The sequence below is a fragment of the Youhaiella tibetensis genome (assembly GCF_008000755.1).
GTDB classification, from domain to species: domain Bacteria; phylum Pseudomonadota; class Alphaproteobacteria; order Rhizobiales; family Devosiaceae; genus Paradevosia; species Paradevosia tibetensis.
The window spans coordinates 2911576-2923759 of sequence record NZ_CP041690.1 but is presented as its reverse complement, the minus strand read 5'-3'; the positions used below and the strand labels follow the sequence as shown (position 1 = coordinate 2923759).

Genomic DNA, 12184 nt, shown 5'->3' with positions numbered 1-12184 from the left:
TATGGAAATCCTAACCGGGAACGAGCTGACGTCCGGCGCGACGGTTTATCTCAATGCCCAGGGCCAGTGGGTCGAAGATCTTCAGAACGCTCGCGTTTTCGGCGCGAACGAGGCCGAGGCCCGCGATGCGGCGATTGCCGCCACCAAGAAGACGCTGCGCATCATCAGCCTCGAAACCGAAAAGGTCTCGCTCGTGGATGGCGTGGTCACCCCCGAGCGCCTGCGCGAACGCATCCGCGCCACGGGCCCGACGGCCCCGGTCTTTGACCGCCAGCATCTGAGTGAGGACGGTCATGTATCGATATGATGAATTCGACGCCGCGTTCGTGGGCGGCCGCGTAGCGCAGTTCTCCGACCAGGTGCGCCGGCGCCTCTCGGGCGAGCTCAACGAAGACCAGTTCCGCCCGCTCCGGCTGATGAACGGGCTCTACCTGCAGCTCCACGCCTACATGCTGCGCATCGCCGTGCCCTACGGCACCATGTCGTCGCGGCAGTTGCGCAAGCTTGCCCATATCGCGCGTGTCTACGATCGCGGCTACGGGCACTTCACCACGCGCCAGAACATCCAGTTCAACTGGCCCCGGCTCAAGGACATCCCGGCGATCCTGGATGAACTGGCTTCGGTCGAGATGCATGCCATCCAGACCTCGGGCAACTGTATTCGCAACATCACTACCGACCAGTTCGCGGGCGCTGCGGCCGACGAGATCATCGATCCGCGCCCGGTGGCCGAAATCCTGCGCCAGTGGTCGAGCCTGCACCCCGAGTTCACGTTCCTGCCGCGCAAATTCAAGATCGCGATGACGGGCGCGCCCAACGATCGCGCCGCCATCCGCTTCCACGATATCGGCCTGCAGGCCGTGGCCAACGCTTCGGGCGAGATCGGCTGGGAAGTCTGGGTGGGCGGCGGCCTGGGTCGTACCCCGATGATCGGCAAGCTCATCAACAGCTTCGTGCCGCACGAGCACCTGCTGGCCTATCTGGAAAGCATCCTGCGCGTCTACAACCGCTACGGACGCCGGGACAACAAGTACAAGGCGCGCATCAAGATCCTGGTGCACGAAGAGGGGCTGGAGACCATCAAGGGCCAGGTCGAGGCCGAGTTCGCCGAGGTGCGCGGTGGCGTTCTCACCCTGCCGCAGGCTGAACTCGACCGCATCAACGCCTATTTCGCCCCGCCTGCCTTCGAGGCGCTGGCCGCCCAGAAGATCGATGTGGCGCGCGAGCTGATCCTCGATCCGGCCTATGGCCGCTGGCTCGAGCACAACCTCCACTCGCACCGTCAGCCGGGCTATGTGAGCGTCACCGTTTCGCTCAAGCCCATCGGCGGCGCGCCGGGCGATGCCACCGCCGAGCAGATGGAAGCGGTGGCCGATCTTGCCGAGCGCTATTCGTTCGACGAGTTGCGCGTCACCCACGAGCAGAACCTGGTGCTCCCGCATGTCCGCATCTCGGACCTGCGCGCCGTCTACGACGCGCTGGTGGCGGCGCAGCTGGCGGACGGCAATTCGGGGCTCATCACCGATATGATCGCGTGCCCGGGCCTCGACTATTGCGCGCTGGCCAATGCCCGTTCCATCCCCATCGCGCAGGCGATCTCGCAGAAATTCGCATCCGAGGAGCGCCAGAAGGAGATCGGCGATCTCAAGATCAAGATTTCCGGGTGCATCAACGCCTGCGGCCACCACCATGTGGGCCATATCGGCATTCTCGGCGTCGAGAAGAAGGGTGGCGAGCTCTACCAGATCACGCTGGGTGGCGATGCCACCGAGAATGCCTCGGTCGGCAAGATCCTGGGGCCCGGTTTTGAGGCAGATGCCGTGCCCGATGCCATCGAGCGGCTGGTCGATACCTATGTTTCGCGGCGCGAAAGCCCGGCGGAAACCTTCATCGCGGCGTTCCGGCGCCTGGGCGATGCCCCGTTCAAGGAGGCTCTTTATGGCGCTGGCTGAAGCATTTTCCGAACGCAAGCCCGACAAGCTGCGCGCGCTGGGCGTCGTTGCGCTCAACGGCATGTTCGACGAGATGGACGCGGTGGGCGTGCTGCGTCAGGCGGCGAGCGAAATCCTGCCCGGCGATCTCGCCATCGTCTCCTCGTTCGGCGCGGATTCGGCGGTGCTGCTCCATATCGTGGCGCAGGTCGATCCGAGCCTGCCGGTCTATTTCCTGGAAACGGGCAAGCATTTCCCCGAGACGCTCGAATATGTCGAGACGCTCAAGAAGCACCTGGGGCTGCGCAACGTCATCGCGCTCCATCCCGATGCCAAGGATATCGCCCGGTTCGATCCCAACGGCACGCTCTGGGAGACCGATCCGGATTCGTGCTGCCACATCCGCAAGACCGAGCCGCTCGATCCGGCGGTGGCGCAGTATGGTGGCTGGGTCACCGGCCGCAAGCGGTTCCAGACCAGGGAGCGCGGCGTGCTGCCGCATTTCGAGCTGACAAGCGATGACCGCATCAAGGTCAACCCGCTCGCCTACTTTACGGATGCCGACGTCAACCAGTACAAGCGCGAGCACGGACTGCCTGAACATCCCCTCTTTGCAAAGGGTTACAAGTCCATCGGCTGCGCGCCGTGCACCTCGGTGGTCGCCGAGGGCGAGGACCCGCGCGCGGGCCGCTGGCGGGGCCTGAACAAGAAGGAGTGCGGCATCCACTTCGACTTCAACGGGGAAATCGCGCGGCCGATGCTGGGTGCGGAACACAATCTCTTCAAGGACGGCGCCTTCATCGCCGACCCGTTCCGTCCCTGGGCGGAGGGGGACGACGCGGCCTCGGTGCGCTATACGCATGTGCCGGTCAAGACGTTCCTCGAGCATCGGGAGGCGTTCCTCGCCAACCCGCATCCGCTCGGGCTCCTGGTGGTGCCGGGCGACAAGGTCGAGGACGTTGCCGAGGACCTGGGGCGCTTCGCCTCGGTGGCGGTGAGCTTCCCGGCCTTTACCGATGGCCGGGGCTATTCGACCACGCGCCTGTTGGTCGAGCGCTACGGCTTCCAGGGCGAAATCCGGGCGGTCGGTGACGTTTTGACCGATCAGATTCCCTTGATGCGCCGTTGCGGCATCAACGCATTTGTCGTAACCCACCAACCGACGCGCCAGGCCCTGGTCGACGGGGCGTTAGCCGAAGTCGCCATTTTCTATCAACCGGTCGGCAAGACCGAGGTGCCCGTCGGCACGCGCCCCTACCTTCGCCGCGCGCGCTAGACGCGCGGCACCTCCCTGAATTTAGAGAGCAGAATGAGCGGAAACGAAATCGTCACCGATGTTGTCGTGATTGGTGGTGGCCCGGTGGGGCTTTTCTCGGTGTTCGAACTCGGGTTGCTCGATCTCAAATGCCACGTCATCGACATCCTGGACCGCCCCGGCGGCCAGTGCGCCGAGCTTTATCCCGAGAAGCCGATCTACGACATTCCGGGCTTCCCGGTGGTGACCGGCCAGGAGCTGACGGATAACCTGCTCAAGCAGATTGCCCCGTTCAATGCCGAGTTCCACTACAACCGCATGGTCAACTCGGTCGAGAAGCAGGCCGACGGCACGTTCAGGCTGGTGACCGATGCCGATGAGACGTTCATCGCCAAGGTGGTGGTGATCGCCGCCGGCGGCGGCTCGTTCCAGCCCAAGCGCCCGCCGGTGGAAGGCATCGAAGCGTTCGAGGGCAAGTCGGTGTACTACGCCGTTCGCAAGATGGACGATTTCCGCGACCAGGACGTGGTGATCGTCGGCGGCGGGGATTCGGCGCTCGACTGGACGCTCAACCTCCAGCCCATCGCCCGTTCGCTGACGCTGGTGCATCGCCGCGACGCCTTCAAGGCGGCGCCTGCCTCGGTCAACCGCATGAAGGAGCTGGTGATGGAGGGCAAGATCAACTTCCTCCTCGGCCAGGTCTCCAAGCTTGATGGCGAGAACGGCCAGATCAACCATGTGCACCTGACCATGGACGCGGGCGACCTCTCCATTCCGGCGACGCGCCTGCTGCCCTTCTTCGGCCTTACCATGAAGCTCGGTCCGGTGGCCGACTGGGGGCTCGACCTCAACGACAACCTCATCGTGGTCGATACCGAAAAGTTCGAGACTTCGGTGCCGGGCATCTTCGCCATCGGCGACATCAACCACTATCCGGGCAAGCTCAAGCTCATCCTCTCGGGCTTCCACGAGGCGGCGCTGATGGCCCAGGCGGCCAAGAAGATCGTCTCGCCCGACGAGCGCGTCATCTTCCAGTACACGACCTCGTCGACCAAGCTGCAGAAGAAGCTGGGCGTGGCCTGATGAAGATCCACGTTACCGACCAGGCCGGCGTCGAACACGAGCTCGAAGGGCTCGAGGGATGGCGCGTGATGGAAGTCATCCGGGACTGGGGCCTCAACATCAAGGCCGAGTGCGGCGGAGCCTGTTCGTGCGCGACCTGCCACGTCTACGTGGCGCCCGAATGGTTCGACAAGGTCGGCGCGCGCAGCGATGACGAGGAAGACCTGCTCGATACGGTCGGGGACGTCAAACCTACGTCGCGGCTTTCCTGCCAGATCCTGATGAGCGACGAGCTAGATGGGTTGAAAGTGACCCTGGCGGCGAGCGCCGCGCAGTAAGACACAGCGAGGCCGGGCAATGCCCGGCCTTTTCGTTTGCCGCCTTGGCCACCCCCACCCTCAATCCCTCCCCCTTGTGGGGAGGGAACAAGGGTGGGAGTAAGCCAGTAGCTCAGGGTTATTCCGCCGCCACGCTTGCCGAACGATCGCCGGCGTGCCGGGCTACCCAGCCGGTGAAACGCGCGATGTACCCTTCGAGGAATGCCTTGGTTTCCGGATCGGTGATGTTGAAGTCTTCGTCGATGAGACCGGGCTTGGTCTGGAAATAGACCTCGGGCTGGCCCATCAGCACGGTGTCGAGAACCGTGACGACGCTGCGCAGGTGCGATTGGGCGACGGCCGAACCGATGCCGCCGGGGCTGGTGCCGACCACCGAGGCAGGTTTGCCAGCCCAGGAGTTCTTGCCCCAGGGGCGCGAGCCCCAGAAGATTGCGTTAGAGAGCGCGGCGGGAATGGTGCGGTTGAACTCTGGCGTGACGAATAGAACGGCGTCCGCCGCTTCAACCGTCTGCTTGAGGGCGAGGGCGCCGGCCGGCGGGTTGGCCCAGAGGTCGTCATTGTAGATCGGCAGCGCCGAAAGGTCCGGGTAGACGAATTCGAGCTTGCCGGCGGCCAGCTTTTCCAGCGCCCTGGCGAAGCTGAGATTGATCGAGGCGGCGCGTAGGCTGCCGACGAGAACTGCGACTTTGTGCATGGGAGGTTATCCTGGTATCCAATAGTGACTGACACTATGTTAGTGACCACCTGATGCGTCGCAAGACGGCACTTTTTGGATACGGAAGGCACCATTTTGAAACCGCTAGAGCATTCGCACGATTGCCGCCCGGTGGGCGAAATCCTCAACCAGATCGGCGGCAAGTGGACCGTGCTCATCATCACGCGGCTGGCGGACGGGCCGATGCGGTTCGGCGAGCTCAAGCGCATGATCGGGGGCATCAGCCAGAAGATGCTGACATCGACCCTGCGCGATCTCGAGCGCGACGGCTTCGTCAGCCGGACGGTGACGCCGAGCATTCCGCCGCGCGTGGATTACGAACTGACCGAACTGGGCATGGACCTGCGAGGACCGCTGGCGGCGATCTCGGAATGGGCGCTCCGGAACCGGGAGCGCGTCATCGCGGCGCGCGAGAAGTTTGCCGAGGAGAACCCGGACGCGCGGCCGGGCCGCATCGGGCGGGTGGCGCTGATCGCGGCGCCGCGCCAGCCCTAGACATGCAAAAGCCCCGGCAGCGATGCTCGGGGCGTCCAATGATCGTCAAAAAGAAAAAGTGGGGCGGCAAGCTCGACCTTAATGCGCAAAGGGAGCTTACCGCCCCTAGTTTTCCGCGGATAGGTCGATGACCCTTCGGGTCTTGTTACTCCGGCCCGGATGCAAATACTTTGATCCGGGTCGGGGTTTGCATGTGATCGTCAGGGGCGAACTCCGGTTCGCCCACCGATTTAGTTCTGCTTCACCTGGGCCTTTGCGGCGGCCGCGGCGGCATTTTCGTGCTGCATCTGGTAGTAGCTCACATGGGAGCCGTCGTCGCAGCGGTAGCCGGACTTGTTGGCAGCGAAGATGTCGTCATTGCGGTCATCGGTCTGGTCGACGCCCAGCGAGTAGTTGGTCTGGTCGTGCTTGAGGCAGGCAGCGGCATTGGCTGAGCCAGCGGTAGCAAGGGCGCCCAGGCCGAGCAGGGCAACGGAAAGACCGGCGGCGATAACGTTACGAGTGCGCATTTTCTCATCCTTTGACATGAGGGGTACGCCAGAAGCCCGACGCGTGCCGGGAGGGATTGTCGTTGAGCACGCGGAAGGTGGTCTGGCGTGAAGAAGTTGTTTGTAGGCAACTTCCTCATGACGAAAACGCTACGCCCGCCTCACATGAACATCAAATTAAGTCGAGGACAGGTTTCGGACATGAACTGTTCATGTCGGCGGGACTAGGTATCCTTTTGGATACTCGGTTTATAGTTGCGAATACTGGGATACCAGATATCACGGCCGCGCGATCGCCCGTGAAAACCCGTGAGAACTCACGGGAATGCGGGGTTTGGCTACTTGCCTTGGGCCAGGTTCACCAGCTCGGGCAGGAAATCCTTAACCATGGGCTGGGGCTGGGTGGCGAAGGGCAAGGGGCGCACGACGCGCATGGCTGCTATGCCCACGCGTACGGTCATGAGCGAATTGACCACCCCTTCGCCCAGCCTGGCAGAGAGTTTTGCGGCCAATCCTTGCCCGACGAGCTGCTCCATGACCCCGTCCGTAAGCACGAGGCCACCGGTAACGGCGAGGTGGCCGAGAATCGCGCCGGCGAGTCGCAGCGAGCCGAAAAGGCTCGGCTTGGCGCCGTAGAGCTGGGCGATGGCGCCGCCCAGCCGGATGCTCTCATAGCTGACGAAGGCGATGTCGATGAGAGCGCGGGGCGAGATGGTGGTCACCAGCGCCACCCGCCGCGCCGAGGCGGCGGTGAGAGCGCGGGCGCGGGCGTCGAGTGGCGCCATGAGGGTGCGCTCGGAGAACTGGATCATCTCGGCGCCGTCGAGCATGATCCGCAGGTTTTCGTCGACAAGGCTGCGGGCTCGGGCCAGGTCGGCGCGCTGGCCGTAGACCCCCTGCAGCTCGGAAACGATGCGCCTCGCATCCTCCGGCTTGTCCGACACCAGCGTCTCGGCGGCGCGCAGGCGCAGGCGATCGAGGCTGCGCAGGCGCCGCAGCGACCAGTATTCGCGCAGGGCGAGGGCGATGACCGCCACCACGAAGGCGGCCAGTGCGGCCATGCCAGCCCAGCCCAGCCATTCATAGCGGGCGAAGAGATCGCGGATGAGGCGTTCGGCGGCCAGGCCGAGCCCCAGCGAGACGAGAATGCCGCCGGTGGTCCAGGCGAGACGCCCCAGCCAGCCCATCCCCTTGGGGTTGGGCAGGGTATCGGGCAGGGGGATTTCTTCCGAACCGGGCTCGAATTCAGCGATGGCCTCGACCTCGGCCGGCGCAAAGGCGCGCGGGGTGCGCAGTTCTTCCTCGCGCGTATCGGGCGAGGTGACGGGACGTGCCACGGGGCGCTTCACTTGAGCCAGTCTCCGATCAGGAAGTCGATGGCCCTGTCGAGCCGGATATGGGGAAGGACATAGGCGCCTTCGGCGTTCCTTTCGAGCTTCTGGGGCGGCAGGAAGCGCAGGAAATTGAGTTCGACCGCCTTGCCGTCCTGGAAGACCACTTCGGGATCGTCCGGCAGGTCGCCCGGGAAGAGGGCGATTTCGGTCTTGCCGTCGTAGGTCACCGCATCGAGGCTTTCGCCGGCCTGTGGCGTGCCTAGGATGACGTCGAGCGTCTCCCCCTTCTCCTTGATGGTGCCCTCTCGCGTCGCCCGGATGGCGGCCAGCGCCAGCGAGCGGGTCTCGGCGCCGGCGAAGCGGGCGCGGCGCGCCGCGTTGGCCAGCAGCCGGTTGAGGATGGCCTCGAGCCGGTCGTGGGAGGTGTGGTGGAGGTGGTCTGCCTTGGTCGCGGCGAAGAGGATGCGGTCGATCCGCCGGGCGATGAGGCGCAGGAAGGGGTTGGCGTCGCCCTGCCGGAAGCAGGCAAGCACGTCGGTCAGCGCTGTTTCGAGATCGTGAACGGCTTCCGGGCCGGCGTTGAGGGCGCGCAGCATGTCCACCAGCACGATCTGGCGGTCGAGCCGGGCGAAGTGATCGCGGAAGAAAGGTTTGACCACCACGTCCTTGTAGGCTTCGTAGCGGCGCTCGAGCATGTGGTAGAGGCTCGTATGGCGCACGGCCTGGCTCTGTGGGGGCAGGGGCGCAAAGGTCAGTGCCGGGCTGCCCTCGAGGTCGCCGGGCAACAGGAAGCGGCCGGGCGGCAGGGTCGAGAGGGCGCGCCCGTCGTGGCGGCTTTCGCGCAGGTAGCTGGTGAAGGCGCCGGCGAGGGCCTCCGCATCCACGTCGTTGGCTTCCTTGAGAGGATCTATGGAATCGAGCAGCGCCAGGAACGGTCCGGCTTCCGCGGCTGAATGCTGGCGGCGGGCGCGCTCCAGCGCCTGGGCGCTCCATTCGGCAAAGCTGAGCGAGAGCAACGGCAGGTCGAGCAACCACTCGCCCGGATAGTCCACGATATCGAGGTTCACCATGGAGGGGCCGCGCATGCCGGAGAACCAGCGGGCGCTCTGGTATTTGAGCGTCACGCGCAATTGCGAGATGCGGCGCGTGCTTTCCGGCCAAGTCGGCGCCTTGCCGGTCAGCGCCTCGAGATGCTGCTCGTAGGCGAAGCGGGGGATGGTGGCGTCGGGGTATTCGGCGAGCCGCGCACCGATGAACCGCCCCTCCGCCATCGGCGTAAAGCCGGGGAGGCGCCCGCCGGTCAGCAGGTTATGCACCAGGGCGGTGATGAAGATGGTCTTGCCGGCGCGCGAGAGCCCGGTGACGCCGAGCCGCAGGGTGGGCGTAAAGGCGCCACCCGCCGCGTCGGCGAGATTGGAGAGCGCTATGCCGATTTCATCGACAACGTTGGTCGGTGACTGGGCCATCGGCATCCTCTGGTTCGGGTGAGGCTAAGGTATGCCGTGACAATGGCTTTGCAAGGGCTGGCAGTGGTTTGGCGGCAATCGCCCGGGATTTTCGGCCCCGTCCGAACGATGGGGGCGCGGGAGCGGACGATCTGCAAATGTCCGCGCCGCGCCGATGACCGGCGGCTTTCGAGTTTGCCATGCCCCAGACGATCCGCATCGCTGCCCTGTCCTTATCCCTCCTCCTCCTGGGGGCGGGCGAGGTGAGCGTTGCCGGGCAACCGGCGACCGGAAGACTGCACGTGAAGGTCGAACTCGAGGGAAGTGCGCGCGAAGACTTCCCGAACGGGATCGAGTGGGCGGCGCTATCCACCAAACGTTCCATGTCCCTGGACCTGGCGATGTGGATGCCGGAGGTCGGGGGTGGGCCGCTGTTGACCCTTGGGGGCGTCGATCCGCGAAACCCATCCCTGCCTCCCGGAATGGCCGCGATCGCCAGCGCCGTGGAAGCGTGCGGCGAAGACCAGGCGTGCATCGCCAAGACCATGATGGGCATCGGTAAGCAGCTTGCGGCCGACGAGAATGCGCTCGGCAGCATGGAAGTGGACAATACGCGCTACGAGAACTGGGTGGCCGATGCCAACGGGCCATGCGCGACCGGGCATGCGAGCGTTGTCGATCTGGGGGACGGCAACGCCATTTCCCCGCCCAGCCCGGCCCGGCGCTATCACTTCGAGCGCCGCGGCGAGGCTTCCATCCTTTCGGAAGGGCCGGGGACCGAGAGCCAGGATTCGCTGTGTCCGAGCATGCTCTCGATCGACACGAAACTGGGGGTCGCGAGCCTGCGATTGCCGGCGGCGGGCATCCTCATTCCGGTGGCGCTTTCGGGCGACGCCTTCACCAGCGAAAAGCGCGTCCAGTTCATCGAGGGCGTGCACCGGATCGAGCTTTTCGATCAGCCGGCCGTGGCCGGCACGAAAACCTGGGGCGGGGAAACGGTGCTGACCGATGTCGGCTCAGTCTCGCACAATTCGGGGCAGGTGGTCGTCCCCGTAAGGACCCGCATTACCTGGGAGTTTGTCCGCGACTGAGGGGCCGCGGACATCTGGCGGGTCCGGCGACCCTGACTCCTACCCGCCGGACCCGCCGCTTTCTTTTCCCTTCCTACTTGCCGATCTCGGCGATGTCGTAGGGCGTGGTCTGGTAGATCTCGTTGATCCAGTTCTGGAACAGCAGGTGCGCATGGCTGCGCCAGCGGTTCTCGGGCTCGGCAACCGGGTTCCCGTCGGGGAAGAGGTTGGCCGGCAGCGGGGTGTTGAGACCTGCCTTGATATCGCGCTCGTACTCGTCCGCCAGCGAGCGGTTGTCGTATTCGAGGTGGTTGAGCATGTGCACGGCGCGATGCTTGGGATCATCGATCATGCAGACGCCGATCTCCTCGTTGTCGATGAGGATCTGCAGGTCGGGGCCCAGGCTCGTGCGGTCGATGTCGTTGTAGCGCGACACCGGCACCATGGGGCTGTCCGAAAAGCCGTGGAGCCAGGGCGAGCGCGGCTGGACGATCTTGTGCCGGAACACCCCGAACGCCTTGTTGTCCATGCGGTAGCGCCGGGCATCGTGGAAGTGGTGCAGCGCCGCCTGGGCGCCCCAGCAGATGAACATCGTGTGGTGCACGTTGGTCTGCGTCCAGTTCATGATGTCGAGCATTTCCGGCCAGTAGCGGACTTCCTCGAACGGGATGTTGGCGATGGGCGCGCCGGTGACGATGAAGCCGTCGAACTTGTGTTCGCGCACCTCTTCCCAGGTCTTGTAGAACGTCTTGAGGTAATCCTCGGACGTATGTTTGGACTGGTGGTCAGTGATGCGGACCAGGGTCAGTTCGACCTGGAGCGGGGTGGCGCCGATCAGGCGGCTGAACTGGGTCTCGGTGCGCTCCTTATTGGGCATAAGGTTGAGCAGGCCGATGTTGAGCGGGCGGATATCCTGGCGCGCGGCGCGCGAGGAATCCATGACGACGACGCCTTCTGCTTCAAGCGTCTTGCGAGCGGGCAGGTCATCGGGAATACGAATGGGCATGGCTTTGCCTCGATGATGAATGAACTGGACGAAGATGAACGGCGATCTGAGCGGCGCGTGACGCGCTAACGCATTCGGGCTTCGATCGCGCTCGCCATCAGGTCCAGGAATTCGTCTCCGTCACGCACCGTGGCGAGGTCCGAGGCCTCGACGGTGTAGCCGAAATTCTCCGCCAGCTTCTGGTAGCGCGGCAGGCGGTCGTGCAGCAGCGCCTCGAAGCCCCAGGCCCCGAAGCCATCGGGGTCGACGGCCTCGTCGGCCTCGACGCCGTTGATCTGCTTGTATTCGTTCCACTTGGCCACGAGGAACTCCGGCCGGTAATACATCGGCTTGGGGCTTTCGGTGAACCGGCGGATGAGTTCTGCCGCGTCCTTCTCCGTACCACGGATATAGAGCAGCGTGGTCGAGGCGGTAAGGGTCTTGACCACCGGATCGTTGGCGTCGTCGTGGTCGATGACCTCGATCAGCGAGCCGCCGGTGTCAGCGATGAAATTGTCATAGCCGTAGAGCGCTGCGGCGCGCTCGATGAAGAGCGGCACGTCCTGGAGCGCGGCGATCTCGGCGACGCGGTGCTGCTCCTGGCGGCGCTGGTATTCGGCCAGCGGCAGGCCACCCTTCTTGGTGTTGCCGGGACGGCCCAGATAACTTGAGAGCGGGTCGAGGTTGGCGAAGGAGATGTTGGAATCGATCTTGATCGAATCCGAGCGCAGCAGGTCGCGCAGGAACGGCACCTTCATGGCCTCGGCCTTGAAGTTGTCCACGATGAACTCGCCCATGTAGCGGGTGCCGATGCGGTAATCGACCGAGTAGTGGAACCAGTGGTTCTTGCGCAGGAGCGCGGCCAGTCGCGTCTTGCCGACACCAGCCATGCCGAACACCGTCACGGCGTGACGCGGCGCCTTGAGGAATTCGTCGGCACTGGTGAAGAGCATCGGACTATTCGGACCTAAAGGTGGGTGGGCATTGCGTTTACGGCATCGGCGGGGCGGAGGCAAGGTTTGGGCTCGGTGCCACCGGATCGGGCCGGGCAACACCCCTCAATTTT

The 12184-nt window shown here is 64.6% G+C and carries 13 protein-coding genes; 7 read left to right on the top strand and 6 right to left on the bottom strand.

The genetic code is table 11. The features are described from left to right. The first annotated feature begins 1 nt into the window (after window position 1). The 5 genes from FNA67_RS14300 to FNA67_RS14280 are packed head-to-tail and all read left to right on the top strand — an operon-like array spanning window position 2 to window position 4586. On the top strand, window positions 2-307 hold the full coding sequence (locus FNA67_RS14300) for a DUF2849 domain-containing protein (RefSeq protein ID WP_049705800.1): 306 nt from the start codon (window positions 2-4) through the stop codon (window positions 305-307). Further along, complete coding sequence (locus FNA67_RS14295; protein ID WP_049705799.1) at window positions 294-1952, top strand: nitrite/sulfite reductase; 1659 nt, start codon at window positions 294-296, stop codon at window positions 1950-1952. Before FNA67_RS14300 ends, FNA67_RS14295 begins: the two co-directional genes overlap by 14 nt. Further along, a complete protein-coding gene (locus FNA67_RS14290) occupies window positions 1939-3207 on the top strand; it encodes a phosphoadenylyl-sulfate reductase (RefSeq protein ID WP_082202164.1) in 1269 nt (422 codons plus the stop codon). The genes FNA67_RS14295 and FNA67_RS14290 overlap by 14 nt, the downstream gene beginning before the upstream one ends. A 33-nt stretch (window positions 3208-3240) precedes the next feature. After that, a complete protein-coding gene (locus FNA67_RS14285) occupies window positions 3241-4269 on the top strand; it encodes an NAD(P)/FAD-dependent oxidoreductase (protein ID WP_147656465.1) in 1029 nt (342 codons plus the stop codon). After that, window positions 4269-4586, top strand: a complete 318-nt coding sequence (locus tag FNA67_RS14280) for a 2Fe-2S iron-sulfur cluster-binding protein (RefSeq protein ID WP_147656463.1) — start codon at window positions 4269-4271, stop codon at window positions 4584-4586. Before FNA67_RS14285 ends, FNA67_RS14280 begins: the two co-directional genes overlap by 1 nt. Before the next feature lie 118 nt (window positions 4587-4704). On the opposite strand, the gene FNA67_RS14275 is transcribed toward FNA67_RS14280, so the two are convergent. Then, window positions 4705-5280, bottom strand: coding sequence for an NADPH-dependent FMN reductase (locus FNA67_RS14275; protein ID WP_049705796.1), 576 nt, complete (start codon window positions 5278-5280; stop codon window positions 4705-4707). A 96-nt stretch (window positions 5281-5376) separates the two neighbouring features. Here FNA67_RS14275 and FNA67_RS14270 point away from each other — a divergent pair, with 96 nt between their 5' ends. Continuing rightward, window positions 5377-5796: a winged helix-turn-helix transcriptional regulator gene (locus FNA67_RS14270; protein WP_049705795.1), complete on the top strand. Its 420-nt coding sequence runs from the start codon at window positions 5377-5379 to the stop codon at window positions 5794-5796. A gap of 230 nt (window positions 5797-6026) precedes the next feature. On the opposite strand, the gene FNA67_RS14265 is transcribed toward FNA67_RS14270, so the two are convergent. The 3 genes from FNA67_RS14265 to FNA67_RS14255 all read right to left on the bottom strand — a co-directional run bounded on the left by FNA67_RS14265 (window position 6027) and on the right by FNA67_RS14255 (window position 9084). Then, window positions 6027-6305 carry a hypothetical protein gene (locus FNA67_RS14265; RefSeq protein WP_049705794.1) on the bottom strand — a complete coding sequence of 93 codons (279 nt, stop codon included), beginning with the start codon at window positions 6303-6305 and terminating at the stop codon, window positions 6027-6029. 317 nt (window positions 6306-6622) lie between these two features. After that, on the bottom strand, window positions 6623-7621 hold the full coding sequence (locus FNA67_RS14260; protein ID WP_244616356.1) for a YcjF family protein: 999 nt from the start codon (window positions 7619-7621) through the stop codon (window positions 6623-6625). An 8-nt stretch (window positions 7622-7629) separates the two neighbouring features. Further along, on the bottom strand, window positions 7630-9084 hold the full coding sequence (locus tag FNA67_RS14255) for a YcjX family GTP-binding protein (RefSeq protein ID WP_147656459.1): 1455 nt from the start codon (window positions 9082-9084) through the stop codon (window positions 7630-7632). A gap of 179 nt (window positions 9085-9263) precedes the next feature. Here FNA67_RS14255 and FNA67_RS14250 point away from each other — a divergent pair, with 179 nt between their 5' ends. Further along, entirely contained in the window at window positions 9264-10154 is an 891-nt protein-coding gene (locus tag FNA67_RS14250; RefSeq protein ID WP_147656457.1) for a hypothetical protein, read from the top strand. A 73-nt stretch (window positions 10155-10227) separates the two neighbouring features. Here the strand turns inward: FNA67_RS14250 and FNA67_RS14245 are convergent, their stop codons facing one another. Continuing rightward, window positions 10228-11139: a homoserine O-succinyltransferase gene (locus FNA67_RS14245; protein ID WP_049705791.1), complete on the bottom strand. Its 912-nt coding sequence runs from the start codon at window positions 11137-11139 to the stop codon at window positions 10228-10230. Window positions 11140-11204: 65 nt separating this feature from the next. Continuing rightward, the gene (locus FNA67_RS14240; RefSeq protein ID WP_147656455.1) at window positions 11205-12071 is read right to left on the bottom strand and encodes an ATPase; all 867 of its coding nucleotides are present in this window, start codon (window positions 12069-12071) and stop codon (window positions 11205-11207) included. Window positions 12072-12184 lie beyond the last annotated feature (113 nt).